Origin of the sequence: Psychrosphaera saromensis (assembly GCF_002954545.1) — a bacterium.
Lineage (GTDB): Bacteria > Pseudomonadota > Gammaproteobacteria > Enterobacterales > Alteromonadaceae > Psychrosphaera > Psychrosphaera saromensis.
Genome location: NZ_MSCH01000003.1, coordinates 2,157,400 through 2,172,985, shown reverse-complemented (window position 1 = coordinate 2,172,985; position 15,586 = coordinate 2,157,400). Strand labels below are relative to the sequence as shown.

At 37.4% G+C, this 15,586-nt stretch carries 17 protein-coding genes; 7 read left to right on the top strand and 10 right to left on the bottom strand.

The annotated features are described in order from the left end of the window. Positions 1-89 precede the first annotated feature (89 nt). From BTO11_RS09760 to hemA, 6 genes are all read right to left on the bottom strand, one after another. On the bottom strand, positions 90-893 hold the full coding sequence (locus tag BTO11_RS09760) for a tetratricopeptide repeat protein (protein WP_105052427.1): 804 nt from the start codon (positions 891-893) through the stop codon (positions 90-92). Between the two features lie 93 nt (positions 894-986). Further along, entirely contained in the window at positions 987-1,349 is a 363-nt protein-coding gene (locus tag BTO11_RS09755; protein ID WP_105052426.1) for a SirB2 family protein, read from the bottom strand. 97 nt (positions 1,350-1,446) lie between these two features. Then, positions 1,447-3,000: a DUF3369 domain-containing protein gene (locus BTO11_RS09750; RefSeq protein ID WP_105052425.1), complete on the bottom strand. Its 1,554-nt coding sequence runs from the start codon at positions 2,998-3,000 to the stop codon at positions 1,447-1,449. Positions 3,001-3,093: 93 nt separating this feature from the next. Then, on the bottom strand, positions 3,094-3,945 hold the full coding sequence (prmC, locus tag BTO11_RS09745; protein ID WP_373295165.1) for a peptide chain release factor N(5)-glutamine methyltransferase: 852 nt from the start codon (positions 3,943-3,945) through the stop codon (positions 3,094-3,096). A 9-nt stretch (positions 3,946-3,954) separates the two neighbouring features. Beyond that, a complete protein-coding gene (gene prfA / locus BTO11_RS09740) occupies positions 3,955-5,040 on the bottom strand; it encodes a peptide chain release factor 1 (RefSeq protein WP_105052424.1) in 1,086 nt (361 codons plus the stop codon). After that, on the bottom strand, positions 5,037-6,287 hold the full coding sequence (gene hemA, locus BTO11_RS09735; protein ID WP_105052423.1) for a glutamyl-tRNA reductase: 1,251 nt from the start codon (positions 6,285-6,287) through the stop codon (positions 5,037-5,039). Before hemA ends, prfA begins: the two co-directional genes overlap by 4 nt. A gap of 170 nt (positions 6,288-6,457) precedes the next feature. Between hemA and lolB the strand changes: the two genes are divergently transcribed. From lolB to BTO11_RS09720, 3 genes are read left to right on the top strand one after another with little or no spacing between them, the layout of a single operon-like run. Continuing rightward, the gene (lolB, locus tag BTO11_RS09730; RefSeq protein WP_105052422.1) at positions 6,458-7,060 is read left to right on the top strand and encodes a lipoprotein insertase outer membrane protein LolB; all 603 of its coding nucleotides are present in this window, start codon (positions 6,458-6,460) and stop codon (positions 7,058-7,060) included. Continuing rightward, entirely contained in the window at positions 7,060-7,959 is a 900-nt protein-coding gene (ispE, locus tag BTO11_RS09725) for a 4-(cytidine 5'-diphospho)-2-C-methyl-D-erythritol kinase (RefSeq protein ID WP_373295166.1), read from the top strand. Before lolB ends, ispE begins: the two co-directional genes overlap by 1 nt. A 60-nt stretch (positions 7,960-8,019) precedes the next feature. Beyond that, positions 8,020-8,976 (top strand): ribose-phosphate pyrophosphokinase, encoded by a 957-nt coding sequence (locus BTO11_RS09720; protein ID WP_105052421.1) that lies wholly within the window; start codon positions 8,020-8,022, stop codon positions 8,974-8,976. Positions 8,977-9,265: 289 nt separating this feature from the next. On the opposite strand, the gene cysB is transcribed toward BTO11_RS09720, so the two are convergent. Next, positions 9,266-10,240 carry an HTH-type transcriptional regulator CysB gene (cysB, locus tag BTO11_RS09715; RefSeq protein ID WP_105052420.1) on the bottom strand — a complete coding sequence of 325 codons (975 nt, stop codon included), beginning with the start codon at positions 10,238-10,240 and terminating at the stop codon, positions 9,266-9,268. A 204-nt stretch (positions 10,241-10,444) separates the two neighbouring features. On the opposite strand from cysB, the gene BTO11_RS09710 reads away from it, so the two are divergent. From BTO11_RS09710 to BTO11_RS09700, 3 genes are all read left to right on the top strand, one after another. Further along, on the top strand, positions 10,445-11,131 hold the full coding sequence (locus tag BTO11_RS09710) for a sensor histidine kinase (RefSeq protein WP_105052419.1): 687 nt from the start codon (positions 10,445-10,447) through the stop codon (positions 11,129-11,131). A 98-nt stretch (positions 11,132-11,229) separates the two neighbouring features. Beyond that, positions 11,230-11,979 (top strand): hypothetical protein, encoded by a 750-nt coding sequence (locus tag BTO11_RS09705; RefSeq protein ID WP_105052418.1) that lies wholly within the window; start codon positions 11,230-11,232, stop codon positions 11,977-11,979. A 130-nt stretch (positions 11,980-12,109) separates the two neighbouring features. Beyond that, on the top strand, positions 12,110-12,547 hold the full coding sequence (locus tag BTO11_RS09700) for a GNAT family N-acetyltransferase (protein WP_105052417.1): 438 nt from the start codon (positions 12,110-12,112) through the stop codon (positions 12,545-12,547). 57 nt (positions 12,548-12,604) lie between these two features. Here the strand turns inward: BTO11_RS09700 and BTO11_RS09695 are convergent, their stop codons facing one another. From BTO11_RS09695 to BTO11_RS09685, 3 genes are all read right to left on the bottom strand, one after another. Then, on the bottom strand, positions 12,605-12,988 hold the full coding sequence (locus BTO11_RS09695) for a rhodanese-like domain-containing protein (RefSeq protein ID WP_229793308.1): 384 nt from the start codon (positions 12,986-12,988) through the stop codon (positions 12,605-12,607). A gap of 78 nt (positions 12,989-13,066) precedes the next feature. Continuing rightward, complete coding sequence (locus BTO11_RS09690) at positions 13,067-13,816, bottom strand: sulfite exporter TauE/SafE family protein (protein WP_105052416.1); 750 nt, start codon at positions 13,814-13,816, stop codon at positions 13,067-13,069. Positions 13,817-13,892: 76 nt separating this feature from the next. After that, on the bottom strand, positions 13,893-14,717 hold the full coding sequence (locus tag BTO11_RS09685; protein WP_105052415.1) for a class I SAM-dependent methyltransferase: 825 nt from the start codon (positions 14,715-14,717) through the stop codon (positions 13,893-13,895). Positions 14,718-14,792: 75 nt separating this feature from the next. Between BTO11_RS09685 and gloB the strand changes: the two genes are divergently transcribed. After that, positions 14,793-15,566 (top strand): hydroxyacylglutathione hydrolase, encoded by a 774-nt coding sequence (gloB, locus tag BTO11_RS09680; RefSeq protein ID WP_105052414.1) that lies wholly within the window; start codon positions 14,793-14,795, stop codon positions 15,564-15,566. Positions 15,567-15,586: the final 20 nt, after the last annotated feature.

Genomic DNA, 15,586 nt, shown 5'->3' with positions numbered 1-15,586 from the left:
TTTAAATAGTAACTTTTTAGTTATGGATGTAACAGATTTTTGTAACTGCTTTTGATAATTAGATTATTCTAATACAATCAGGCGAATGCTTAATGTATTGTTTCTACTATATGGCTTTGCTCTTCCAACTGCAATCTTATGAACATGGCCATAGGATCATTTGGGCAGGCTTTGATAAAGTAGTCAAAATCATCTTTTGCCCATTTTCCACAATCAAGTTGGTTTAATACTAAACCTCGGTCTCGACGTTCATAAGGGTCTTCAGGCAATAAATCCATCAATGTTTCAACACAGGTTAATGCTTCTTCAAACATCCCTTCGTCTAACAAGGCTAACTTTTGATCTGAAATAAGCGTTTTAACCAGTTCATCATGTGGGATTTCTTTTGCGTAAGCGGCGATGTCGCTAACTAAGCTATTTTTTACATCATCATTGGAGATCAAGTATTCCGTCGCACCAGAAAGTGCATCCAAAATAATTAATTCTGAGCTGCTTATTCTAATCACTAACGCCATACCCTCTTCTAATTCAGAGATAAGTGCATTAAAACCTAACTGTCTTAGTAGGTATCTGAATAACACAGCTAAGGTCATTTCATTACCAGTACGGTGCATAATGCAAAACGATAAGTTAGCTAAGCTAGACTCAGGTAAGTCTTGTAAACCAGGACCTGTGATAGCTAATTCATCAATCAAACAGTCAACAGCCTGGTAAAGTTGTTCTTGTACAGATTCAGTTTTATCAATAGAAGCAGACAACTGAGCCGTCAATTCAGCCAATTGTAAATCAATATCATCGATGAAAAACTCATCTTGCCAGCTGGACTCTAATAGAATGACTTCTCTTAGCAGATCCTCCGGCTTATCTGACTCGTACAGCCAATTTGCAGACATAGGGACTTCTTATATAATTTATAACGAGGTGAAAACAACACCTTAATCGCTACTTTATGGGGATTAATTCAAAAATTTCAACACACGCAGTGGTTAAAATTGCCCTTTAGTCACAGCAAAAAGTGCGGTGAATATAATACAAAATGATGCGATGCTTAACATTTGTATGGCTTTAGATTTCTGTTCTGCTTTCATAGCCAACGCTGCAAAAACAATATAACCAACAACAAATCCAAGTTTGGCGGTTAGCCAATAATCGACAAGTGGATACTGTGAAATCAAATATGATAAAACACCAGCGGAGATTAGTAACAAAGTATCTATGATATGAGGGACAACTTTAAGGGCTTTATTAAGTTCTTTGCCTCTTAATTGTTTTTGATAAAAACGAAAGTAAAATAGCACTATGCTGATTAACGCTAACATTATATGGGTGTGTTTTACGGCCATGTACATAATAAAGATTCTTCTTAATTAATTTGAGATCCCGTGTCATTTATTTATAAATTACTAAATAAATGACCAAGGATATAAATTGAGGTTTTAAGAGATACTACCTTTCAGGGTATTGCTCAATAATTTCTTCTATTGTATCGGCACAAGACAATAAGTCTTGAACAAGTTTAGGGTCAAACTTTTTACCGCTTTCTGATTTTATAAATTCCAGAGTTTCGTCTTTACTCCAAGCTTTTTTATAACACCGATTATGACGTAAGGCATCATAAACATCGGCCATTGCGACGATTCTACCATAAATATGGATATCGTCTCCAGACTTGCCTACCGGATATCCAGAACCATCCCAATTTTCGTGGTGATCTTGAGCAATAATTGCCCCAGCTTGAATAACACTGCGGTTTGAGCCTTCTAGAATTTTAGCGCCTTTCTCCGCATGAGTTTGCATTGTGGCCCACTCATCATTTAATAATTTGTCTGGTTTATTTAAAATACTATCTGGAATACTAATTTTACCCACATCATGTAATGGTGCGGCACTGCAAATTAAGTCACTTTCTTTATCAGTTAATCCATATCCATTGGCTAATACACTGCTGATCAAAGCAACACGCCTGGAGTGATTACCCGTTTCGTTTGAGCGATTCTCTAATGCTTCACTCAAGCGATAAACTAATTCGCGCTGTGTATCCTCTAACTCTAATTGCAATTGTACATTTTCGTAGGCGATTTGTACGTTCTGGGCAAAGAGCTCTATTAGAGTTTTCTCTGAATCGGTTACATGTTTAGGTAAACCAGATACATATAAAATAGAATTATTGGAGAAACGGCTATAACAATACGCAACAAGGTAATCTTCACGGTAAACAATTGATTTTCCGGCAATAGCCTCTTGGAAAGCAGCTTGTAACTCTTCATCGACCACTTCTTTAATATCTTTGCCTAAGCTGTTTTCAAATTCACCTTGTGCCGCAATAATGGTCAAGCTGTCTTTGTGTTTTATGTCAGCACAATTAACCATTAGGGTGTCTGTGATGTACATGGCTTCTTCATTACCGCAACCAATGATTGAGGTTAGCTGTTGCATAACACCGTCTATGAATTGATCCATGGAATGTATTGAGAAAATATTTGCCGACGCTTCGATAATTTTAGTCAGGCCCTGGCGACTGTTATCCAGAGAAACTATGTCTCGATATGCTCTAAGGCTGGACATAATAACGGTAAATAATTTTTGCGCGGTAAGTTCGGTTTTAGATTTATAGTCGTTGATATCGTAGTTTAATATCACTTGGCGTTCTGGAGCTTGTCCCGGCTGACCTGTTCTTAAAATAATGCGGATCTTTTGATTGTTAGCTTCTTCACGAATGTAATGTGCAACTTGCAAACCAGCGTCATCAGTTTCCATCACCACATCAAGCAATACGATGGCAGCATCAGGATTTTCACTGATCACTTTTTTACCTTCAGCCCCTGAATAAGCGCTGATAAATTCCAACTTTTTATCCTGGAATATAAAATCATTGAGGGCTAATTTAGTAACGGCGTGTACTTCAGGCTCATCATCTACAATAATAACTTTCCAACTGCCGATCGACAAAACTTCGTCTTCTTCGCCAGTGTCATTTGCAAACAAAAAATCATCATTCATTATAGTGAGTCCCCTTTCATGTATTTGCTTTATTTAATTTACAATCGTTAATCTAAATTAAGCTCCCTTATACGTTTAAGATTACCCCATTAATTAAAAATAGCCAACGGTGATGCGTTCATTTTCAGATAAATCTTTGATGGTAGTTGTATTTTTGTATCCATTATAGATAAAAACATCTCTAACAGCCTCACCTTGAGCATGACCATGCTCTATAATTAACACACCATTTTGATGTAAATAATCTTTCGCTTGTGACACTATTTTCTTTATATCGGATAGGCCATTATCTGGTGCAGTCAGTGCGGACAAAGGTTCAAAGCGCACATCCCCTTGCTCTAAATGAGGATCGTTTTCTTCAATATACGGAGGGTTTGACACAATTAGATTAAATTTTGTATTGGGTATTTGCTCAAACCAATCACTTTGGATTATTTTACAATTTGTTATGCCATTTAATTCTGCATTTTCTTGCGCGAGAGTTACGGCATCCGCAATAAAGTCCGCAGCAAGCCAATTCCAATGTGGTAACTCCGAAGCTAACGACAGTGCTATTGCGCCAGTACCTGTGCCCAAATCCAACCCAGTTAAATTATCTCCCTGCTGCTCGCTAACTAACAATAGTGCTTGTTCAACAAGCGTTTCGGTATCAGGGCGTGGGATTAATGTGGTTGGTGTGACTTTTAGATTTAACGTCCAAAATGCTCTAAATCCCACAATGTGGGCAATAGGATGTCCAGCGTGTCTTTTATCGCAGAGTTGATGGAATACAGCGATTTGAGTTGCATCTAAGGCTTTGTCTGGCCATGTAAATAAATACGTACGATTACAATCTAAAACATGACACATCAATATCTCAGCATCGAGCTTTGCCGTGTCTGACATTGGAGTGAATGCAGAAGTGGCTGCATTGAGCAGCCACTTTATTTGATTTTTATTATCCAAAGCGACTATTTACTCTTCAGACATTGACGCTAATAAATCAGCTTGGTATTCCGTCATTAGAGGATGTAAAACACAATCTAAATCCCCTTCCATAATTTCATTTAATTTATACAAGGTTAAATTGATTCTATGCTCTGACATTCTGCCTTGTGGGAAGTTATACGTTCTAACACGCTCTGAACGGTCACCACTGGCTACTAAGTTACGACGCATCCCCGTTTCTTCAGCCATACGCTTTTCATCTTCAGCGGCTTGTAATCTTGCTGATAATACCGACATTGCCTGAGCTCTGTTCTTATGTTGAGAACGTTGATCCTGACACTCAACAACCGTTCCCGTTGGCATATGCGTTATACGGATAGCCGAGTCAGTTTTATTTACGTGCTGACCACCGGCGCCCGATGCACGGAAAGTATCAATTTTTAAATCGGCTGAATTAATCTCAATGGCATCCGCTTCTGGAATTTCAGGCATAACCACAACCGTACAAGCTGATGTATGAACTCGGCCTTGAGATTCTGTTTCTGGTACACGTTGAACTCGGTGACCACCAGATTCAAACTTCATGGTGCCGTAAACATCATTACCAGTTATGTGGGCAATCATTTCTTTAAAGCCACCTTGGTCGCTTTCATTAGAAGTGATTATTTCTAACTTCCATTTTTTTGATTCAATATAACGGCTATACATACGGAACAAGTCGCCAGCAAATATTGCGGCTTCATCACCACCAGCACCCGCTCTAATTTCTAAGAAGCAGTTATTACTGTCGTTAGGATCTTTCGGCAGCATTAACAATTGAAGTTCTTGATCCAAACGTGCGATTTCAGCTTTCGATACTTTAAACTCTTCCTGCGCCATTTCGCGCATTTCAGCATCGTCTTCTTCCATCATTAACTTTGCTTCTTCAAAGTCGTCTTCTGCACTTTGGTATTGTTTAAACGTAACCGTAAGGTCTTCCAGGTCAGAATATTCTTTAGATAAGGTACGAAACTTATCCTGATCTGAAATTATTTGTGCATCACTTAATAACGCTTCAACTTCTTCGCGGCGTTCAACAAGTGTTTCTAATTTGCTTCTGATTGAGTCTTTCATCGGATCCCTAATACTGCTTTTATTGCGGTTAATTCCTGCACGTTTTGTTTTTCCGCGGCATCTTTTAGGGCCGAAGTAGGTGCATGAATTAATTTATTTGTTAATTTATTCGCTAATTCTTTTAATATTTGTTCTACATCGTTACCAGATTGAAGCTGGTTTATCGCTCGTTCTAGCAACTCATCTTTAACCGCTAAACTTTGCTCACGATAATCTCGAATTAAATCAACAGACTCTAATGAGTTTAGCCAATCATCGAAGATATTGGCTTTTTGTTGAATAATAACTTCAGCGTCTTCTGCCGCTTCCGTTCTTGCTTGCATATTTTGCGCGACAATCTCTTGCAAGTCGTCAACGGTATACAAATAAGCATCGTCTAATTCGGCTACTTGAGATTCAATATCTCTTGGCACCGCTAGGTCGACTAAGAACATAGGGCGATGCTTACGTCGTTTTAATACGTTTTCAACCATGCCTTTACCAATAATTGGCAAAGTACTGGCGGTTGAACTGATCACAACATCGGCTTCTAACATCTGCTCTGGTATTTGAGCTATGGTACAAGTCTTAGCCGCAAACTGTTCTGCAACTAATTTAGCTTTGCTTAAAGTTCTATTTGCCACCACTATATCTTTAGCGCCTTGCTCAAAAATATGTTTGGCGACTAATTCGATGGTTTCGCCCGCGCCAACTAATAACACTTTTTTATTATCGAAGCTGCCAAATACTTGTTTGGCCAATGTTACTGCAGCATAAGCTACCGACACCGCATTTACCGCGATATCAGTTTCTGTTCTTACTTTTTTAGCAACGGAAAATACTTGCTGAAACATACGTTCAAAATAGGTTTTTACTGTACCCATCGACTTTGCTTGTTGGTATGCCTGCTTAACTTGACCAAGTATTTGCGGTTCCCCCAACACCATGGAGTCTAATCCACTGGCAACCCGCATTAAATGAGTGGTTGCTGAAACATCTCTTTGCACATATAAATGTTGATCTAAGTCTTGTTCTGGTACTAAATGGAAATCGGCTAACCAGGACGTTAGTGTTTCTGAATTTATTAATTCACCAAAACAATATATTTCTGTTCTATTGCATGTAGATAAAATTACGGCTTCATCACATAAGCCGTCGGTTACTACCGACTCTAATGCTTCAGATAGTCGTTCCGGCGTAAACGCAAGGCGTTCGCGCAACTCAACTGATGCTGTTTTGTGATTTATTCCTAATGCAAGAACCGTCATATAAATGGCTTAATTCCGAACCCTTTGAAGAAAGGCGGCAATTCTACGAAAAAGCGGAGGTATTTAAAAGCCTTAACATTGCTAATCTCAATAGTATTTATTAACTAATAAATTGATTTTCATTTTTTATCTGGGAAAATGGCGTAACTTAACCGCCAAAATTGCACTTTATGAAACCTTTAAAAACTATAATTCAACCGCTAATCATCGTGTTACTTGCTGCATTTTTATCGTCATGTGGCCTATTAAACAAGCCATCTGATCCAGATTTCAAATTACCGGCCGACATTAATAAACTTAAGTCATGGACCGTTCGAGGCAAAGTATTAATCAAAACCGACACCGAAAATGTGTCAGGTTATTTTTATTGGCATAAAGACCTAGAAACCAATCAATTCTCTTTAAATGCATTTATTGGCATCAATATTCTGAGTCTAACCACAGAAAATGGCATATCGACATTAGAATTTGGCGGTAGTGTTTATCAGGACACAAACCCAACTCGGTTAATACAAACCGTAACAGGATTAGACCTACCTATAGAAAATTTAGAGTTTTGGGTACGTGGTCAGCTAACGGGAACTGAAAAACATATTGTTCGTGGCAGTCAGAATATAAAACAATTTGTTCAAATAAATAAACAGCAAAAGTGGCAAGTTAAGTATTCAAAATACCAAAAACAGAATATTTACCACTTACCTATGGCTATCTCTTTGACTGGTAAAAATACCAAATTAAAACTGTCGGTTTCAAGTTGGGAGTTTTTACTTTAATGACAGTTATTATGCCAAGCTCAATACCGCTAAAATCTTTAACGCTTACATCACCAGCTAAGCTTAATTTGTTTCTGCATATAAATGGCCGACTGGATAATGGTTACCATGAGTTACAGTCTTTATTTCATTTTTTAGATAAAGGTGACGAGCTAACATTTCAACTAACCGACAATGGCAAAGTGACCTTAGACTGTAATTTGCCAGAGTTGATCTCTGAGCAAAATCTAATTATTAAAGCGGTAAATGCATTAACGCCCTTTTTAACCGTAGAACATAAACACTATGGTGTAAGTATCAACTTACAGAAAGTATTACCTATGGGAGGCGGTGTTGGTGGGGGCTCTTCTAATGCAGCTACAACCTTATTAGCATTAAATCAGTTGTGGCAATTACATCTTCCGGCTGAAACGTTAGAAAGCATAGGTAAAGATTTAGGCGCAGACGTGCCTATTTTTATTCGAGGTAAATCGTCAATTGCCGAAGGGGTTGGCGAAAAGTTATTTGATTACCCTATCGAAGAAAAGTGGTATTTGGTATTAACACCCGATGCGCATGTGAATACTGCACTTTTATTTAACAGTGATGAACTGCCACGAAATACCACGAAAATAGACTTAAGTGAGCTAAATTACACAGGTTTATCCCCAAATCATAAAAATGATTTTGAAACTTTAGTCTATAAAAACTATCCAGCCGTTGCCAAAGCATTGGACTGGTTGTTAGAATACGCCCCTGCCAGATTAACTGGTACTGGTGCTTGTGTATTTTCAGTGTTTGAAAATCAACAAGAAGCCGAAACAATTTTTACTATGTTGCCTGCGGATCTGTCTGGTTTTATTGCAAAAGGTTGTAATATTTCTATCACACATCAACAACTACGTGAGCAACTAAACTAGAAATATTGGCCATTTGTGCTCTTTTATTTCTCACACTTAACGAAGCTATAGGATAACTCTGTGCCTGATATAAAGCTCTTCGCTGGAAACGCTACCCCAGAACTTGCTGAAATCGTCTGCAATCGTCTTGATTTAAAACTTGGAAATGCAACTGTTGGCCGTTTTAGCGACGGTGAAATAAGTGTCCAAATTAATGATAACGTTCGTGGCTCTGACGTATTTATTATTCAATCTACCTGTGCTCCCTGCAATGACAATCTAATGGAATTGATTGTTATGGTTGACGCATTACGTAGAGCATCCGCTGGTAGAATCACAGCGGTTATTCCATACTTTGGTTACGCTAGACAAGATCGTCGTGTACGTTCTGCTCGTGTTCCTATTACTGCAAAGGTTGTTGCAGACTTCTTATCAAGCGTTGGTGTTGACCGCGTATTGACTGTTGATTTACATGCCGAGCAAATTCAAGGTTTCTTTGATGTTCCGGTAGATAATGTATTTGGCAGCCCAATTTTAGTTGAAGACATGCGAAGCCAAGGCTTTGACCTTGCTGATGACGTTGTTGTTGTATCACCAGATATTGGTGGTGTAGTAAGAGCTCGAGCTATCGCTAAATTATTAGACGATAAAGACTTAGCGATAATCGACAAACGTCGTCCTCAAGCTAATGTAGCTCAGGTTATGCATATTATTGGTGATATTGAAGGTCGTGATTGTATCATTGTTGACGATATGATCGACACTGGTGGCACGTTATGTAAAGCCGCTGAAGCACTTAAACAACATGGTGCTAAACGTGTATTTGCTTATGCAACTCACCCAATATTCTCTGGCAATGCAGTTGAGAATCTTAAAAACTCAGTGATTGATGAAGTTATCGTTACCGACTCAATTCCATTGAATCCAGACATTGCAGCATTACCTAACGTGCGCCAATTAACGTTAGGTAATATGCTAGCTGAAGCAATTCGTCGTTTAAGTAACGAAGAATCTATCTCAGCGATGTTTGACCAGTAATAAGAATTCTTTAGCAAAAGAACTCTCTAGTAAAAAAATTGCTAGAAACCGTCTTTACTACAAGAGTGTTCACAATAAGTCGTGAACAGTAAAGATGGTAAAAGTAATATTCAATTGAGATACAAAAAATCCGTCCAATGTGACGGATTTTTTATGCCCATAAAAAAAACCTCAATTAATATTTATCTATTAACTGAGGTTTTTAATGTGCTATTCACCTAGCGCTATTTATTTCGTGCTATCGCTTTAGCAATTTAGTCTATGTTTTATAAACATTAACTGCCCGTTATTATTTAACTGGCAGCTCAACGTCTTCAAACATTTTATCGACTTCTTCTTGATTTCTTAACAAACATGCACGTTCCACAACATCTCTGGTTAAGTGCGGTGCAAATCGTTCAATAAAGTCGTACATATAAGTACGTAAGAAGTTGCCTTTTCTAAATCCAATTTTAGTGGTGGATTTTTGGAATATATGACTAGCATCTATCGCCACTAAATCTGAATCTAAATCATCCATAGCCATAGTTGCTACAACACCAACACCAACCCCCATTCTTACGTACGTTTTAATAACGTCTGCGTCGGTGGCGGTAAAGACTATTTTAGGCTCAAGGCCTTTGTCGTTAAATGCTCGGTCTAGCTCTGAACGACCAGTAAAGCCAAAAACATAAGTTACGAGTGGGAACTGAGCTATATCTTCAATTGTTAATGCACCGTCTCGTTTTGCCAGAGGATGATCTTTTTTGACCACCACTGAACGGTTCCAGTGATAACAAGGGAGCATAACTAATTCGTTATACAAATGCAGCGCTTCTGTTGCGATAGCAAAGTCAGCTTCACCACGAGCTGCCGCATCACTTATTTGTGATGGCGTGCCCTGATGCATATGTAAAGAAACTTTAGGGAAACGTCCCATAAATCCTTTGATCACATCGGGTAAGGCATAACGGGCTTGCGTATGCGTAGTGGCAACATTCAACTTACCTTGATCCGGTAAGGTGTGTTCTTTCGCCACAGACTTAATTCCGTCAACTTTACTTAAAATATCATGGGCTATCGCAATGATCTCTTTGCCAGCAGGAGTAACATGAGTTAAATGCTTACCGCTACGACCAAAAATTTGGATGCCAAGTTCATCTTCTAACATTCGAACTTGTTTACTGATCCCAGGTTGTGATGTATATAAATTTTCGGCGGTTGCAGACACGTTTAAGTTGTTATTTTCCACCTCAACAATATAACGTAATTGTTGTAACTTCATTAATTTGTCCCGAGCTGTTTTTGTTATGCTAAAAATATATACATAACGGCACATTTATTCCATAAAATTTTAAAATAGTTTTTAAATTAGTCAAAAAAAGCATAAATAGTCTAATAAAAGGCCAAATAAAGCATAAATAGTTTTTCCTTTTCTAGTTTAGCGATAACATGAATCATTACTTACTGATAAATAGGCTCATTATAAATGGAACGTCCTGTCATTGATTTTGCAACTGTGCTTGCATCATCGGCTCACGATATGAAAAACGGTTTATGTTTATTAATTCAACTTATTGATCAGCTAAGCGAAAAAATGCGATTAAATAATATGGATGAAGCTGAAGAATTGGCCAGCATTCATTACGAAGCCTCAAGAATAAATACCAACTTGTTACAAATGTTAGCTATGTACCGAGCAGAAAAAGATGTTTTGCCTCTTAACGTCGATAGCTATTACTTAGATGAAACCCTTGAAGAACTTGTTGCCCAAAATAGCCTTTATATAAATAACAAATCCCTCTCTGTTACGTTTGATATTGAAGACGAGTTGTCTTGGTATTTTGACCAAGACTTAGTGTCTAACTTGCTCAATGATATCTTTGTTAATGCCATGCGTTATTGTAATAGCTCTATTGTGGTCAGTGCCAAAACACTCAATGACCAGCTTCACGTCACAATTGCTGATGATGGTAATGGTTACCCTGAACATATGTTGCAGTCGGCTATTTCGTCGCCACAAGATATAGAGTTAAACATCAGTCGCACCGGACTTGGTCTTTATTTTGCACAACTTATTGCAGCAGCACATGAACAAGATGGTGTCTACGGCAGTATTAAATTAGAAAATGGTGGTTCACTTAATGGAAGCATATTCACTTTAGTACTACCCTAATCACTATAATTTGTTTACTATTATTGAAGTTAGTGAATTTCTTTGATTTTTAGTAGCCGTTATTAGAGTCAACTTATCTGTATTTATTGGAGTAACAAATGGCGATTATCATCGCGTTAATTATCGGTCTTGTGATCATTGCCGTAATAGCAAATCTATTACAGCAACAAAAAGAAAAACAAGATGCTGAAAGACGCCTAGAAATGTCAAAATATAAAACCATTGTAGAAGATACTGAACTCATTATTGCCAATGATGCTAATGTTCCTATCACCAGAAATGGATTTATCATATTACACCGTCGTGTTTTGTATGCCTTAAAGAAAATGAATTCAACCACACCAGGTAACAAAGATGTGCATGCACGTATTAAAGACTGCACAGGTAAAATAGAAGCGTGTGACTTCCGTATTCTAGATGCTGATACCTTAAAAATTCCTGAAAGTGAAAAACCATTAATTACCTTAATTCAAGGGATTAAAAAGTATCGTGTTATTTTAAGATCTGAACACAGTAAAGGTAACTTAACCGCCCCTGCGTTTATGGAAGAAGATAAAAAGATTGAACAGCTACAGTTAAGAATTAACGTAGAATCGCAAATGCGTAGAGGCAATAAAGCAAAAGCAAATGGTATGGTCGGTTCAGCACGTCAATATTATGAAAAAGCCTTAGCCACCTTAAATGCTCAAACCAATACTAGCGATTACATTACCGCAACAAAAGCAAAAGCCACTACAATATTAGCCGAAATATCTAACCAGATGAAGGCGAGTAAATCAGCAAAAATTGAGACTGATGAAGATGGTGATAATTTAGATGCTTTATTTGCACCGAAGAAAAAATGGTAAAATTTTTCTTCATATAAAATCAGTGATGAATGAACATTAAATTAAAAAAAGCAGGCCTAGCCTGCTTTTTAGCTTTAACACTTTTATTACGATGACATACAGTAACGTCAACCAACACTAAATCTCAAACATGACTCAACTACAAATTGAACCTTGGCAACAGCCAAAACAAAAACAAGTTAATCATTTTTATAAAACCCACAATCAGAATGTAAGTTGTCATAAGCTAGACAATATATTCACAGTTCAAGATAACAAAAAGCCAAGTGAACTATCCCCGATTGTCGCAGCTGTATTTATCAGAAATTTAACAACGGACAAAGGCGAACTACATTTATTACGTAGTTTGTTTGTCGCACCTGAATACAGAAATAACAAGCTTGCATCACAACTACTGCGCTATGTATTACAAAACACCACAACGAACTTAACCACTATCTGTGAGCCTGCTTTACTGCCTCTGTATTTGAGTGTTGGTTTTAATATTTGTGAAGCTCCAGAGCAATCACAATATTTAACGAAATTTATCCAACAAGGCAAAGTGGTTCTAACTAAATACGTTAACTAACCCCTTTAACTGAAATTTTTAGCCTAGTTTTATTTTATCGTTTGCTATCAAATTAGCTTATTTAGTATGAAAGCCTTTTTCAGTCCACTCCATCATGCCGCCAGCAACCGAGAACACATTAGTGAACCCCATTTTTTGTAACGACTCAGTGGCCAAAGCAGAACGAGCTCCAGAGCGACAAATAACATACATATCTAGCTTGTTCATTTCATCCAGCGGAGATTCCGCATCTTTAAACTCTGGGTGCATTTGCAACTTCATTTCCAATACACCACGGGGAAAGTTAACTGAACCTGGAATGTGACCGCTGCTAAATTCTTCTGACTCTCTAACATCTATCAGTACTATGTTATTGGCTAAATGAGCCGCTAATTCTTCAACGGAAACTTCTTTAATCGTATCTTTCATTTCTTGAACTAACTGTGCAGCTGACTTGATCATTTGAACCTCTTTTTATTCTTGATAAAAATACTATTTTTTGTTGAAATATCATATCCAGCTTATTAATAATTACAGTGGCTAAAACACTTTATCTATTAAGATAAAGCTTGCCATTAAAATCAAAAACAAACCAAACAACCGTGTTAACAAAGCTTGGTTTATAAACTGCTTTAACCAAAGCCCAAAATAAGAACCCACAATACCGACTAAAGCGATAACAACTAATATAGACCATTCAATTTCGCTGAATAAAGCCATTGAATGTTGGTGGTAGGAAAATAAACCGATACTTGATTGTAGAAATATAATAATGACACTGGTAGAAATGGCTTTATTGATTGGCAACTTAGACAATAAAACTAGTGCAGGTACAATTAAGAAACCACCACCTACACCAATAAAACCAGTTACAAAACCAACCGCTAATCCAATCACTATAAGTATTAGATTACTCACGGCATCACCTGACATGTCATCCTTCATGGTTAACATTTTAATAGCTGCAATAAACATCAGGCCAACAAAAACCGCCATTTGCACAATTGGTGCAGCTTGAGAACCATAATAAGCGCCAACATAGCTGCCTAGCAAACCAGGTAAAGCAAAGTAAATTAAATGGACTTTACTAACGCCATTGTTAAGTATTTGAGGAATTGCGGTAAAAAACGAAATAATAGCAACAATAAACAAAGAGCCTATAACCGCCACTTTCTCGTCATAACCGAGTAGGTAAATTAAAGTAGGTAACGTTAAGATCGCCCCGCCCGAGCCAAATATCCCAAGGGACAAGCCAATAATGATAGCGCTTATAATGGTGAGTTCAGACAAAGTGGTCTCGTTACATTAAAGTTATTCTACGATTTATGTATATTAGCGTTTACTTATGTAACTGTCATGATTTATTTCAGTTGTCTGAGTTTTTCACTTTAGCTGACTGAGATGAAGCTCTTGACACGGCAGGTTGAAACGCCGATTTAAAGCTGTTTCTGGAACGAATTGGCGTTAATGGCCACTCTCTTTTTTTAGCGGTAATAATGCATACACTACCGAATTTAGGCAGATACTTTTTAAAGCCGAGTTGCAGCCAGTTACTAAAGCTTTTATTAGCGGCTTCCTTATTTAGCTCTTTATTTTTTAAGAAGAGCGTCGAATAGCAACAATATTCTTGCTCAATAATTTCAAAGCCTAATAAATCTAGCCAATCTTTTATTCGACCTATCGAGAACATCCGCGCTTGCCACAAAGAAGACTTAGTTTTAAATGGCCATATCTTAGATAACATAAACAAAGAAAAAGGATTAAATACCGATAACACCAAATCACCACCCGGCATTAATACTCTGTGCACTTCTCTTAATACTTGGTGCGGATCGTTAGAAAACTCCAGTTCGTGATTCATTAAAACCAAATCAACTGAGTTAGTTGCCAACGCTAATTCGTCAAATTCACTAAATAGGTTTATTGGATTGGCGTCTGCTTTATTTGTGTTTGCGATATTAAGATCTAAAACGGCAGGACTAGGAGCAACATTCACTTGGTGTTTGATCAAACAAGAACTGGTATCTAGCGCACTACTTAAGTGGCCTAATTTTATTAAGTGGTGACCAAAACTTAATTTAAGCCGATGGCTTATTATCTGATTCTGAATGTGTTTTAATTCGTCACCAGTGAGGATTTGACTCCAGTGAGATAGCGACTCAATTCCAGTGTAAGTTAATGCGGATTTCATTATACGTACTCACTATAAACAATAAAATATTAACGATAACGCCAGCAATATAATCACTTAAGTATAGGCATTTTTATGTATCAAGTTTTCGCTATTCCAGCATTTTCTGATAATTACCTTTGGGCATTAGTAAATAAAGACGGTCACTGTGCCATCGTAGACCCAGGTGATGCAACACCCGTTATCGAGTTCTTACAGAAACATAATTACACATTAACGGATATTTTGCTTACCCATCATCATTCTGATCATATTGGGGGTGTAAATACATTATTAAACACCTACGCCAATGTTAACGTATATGGGCCAAGCACATCACGTTTTCCTATGGTAACTAAGTCTTGTAAAGACAATGACCAAATTGTTTTACCACAACTAGGCATCAAGCTAACAACCATGGAAGTACCTGGTCATACGATTGATCATATTTGTTATTTTGATCAGGACAATATCTTCGTAGGAGATACATTATTTTCAGCCGGATGTGGCCGTTTATTTGAAGGTAGTCCAGAGCAAATGTATAACTCACTCACTCGCATTAGTCAGCTTGATGAAAATACTAACATTTACTGTGCTCATGAATACACATCAGCCAATATCAAATTTGCACTAACAGTAGATAAAACCAACCAAGACTTAGTTGAATATAATGAAGCCACCAAAGCGCTAATTAAAGACAACAAACCGACGATACCAACATCTCTGTCAACGCAATTAAAGATCAATCCTTTTCTACGTAGCAATGACCCTGAGATAAAAAAAGCAATAAGCCAAAAGTTTAATCTAATATTGCCGATATCAGATTCAGATTGTTTTACTTATTTAAGAAAATGGAAAGACCAATTTTAAATCGAATCACAATCGTAGCC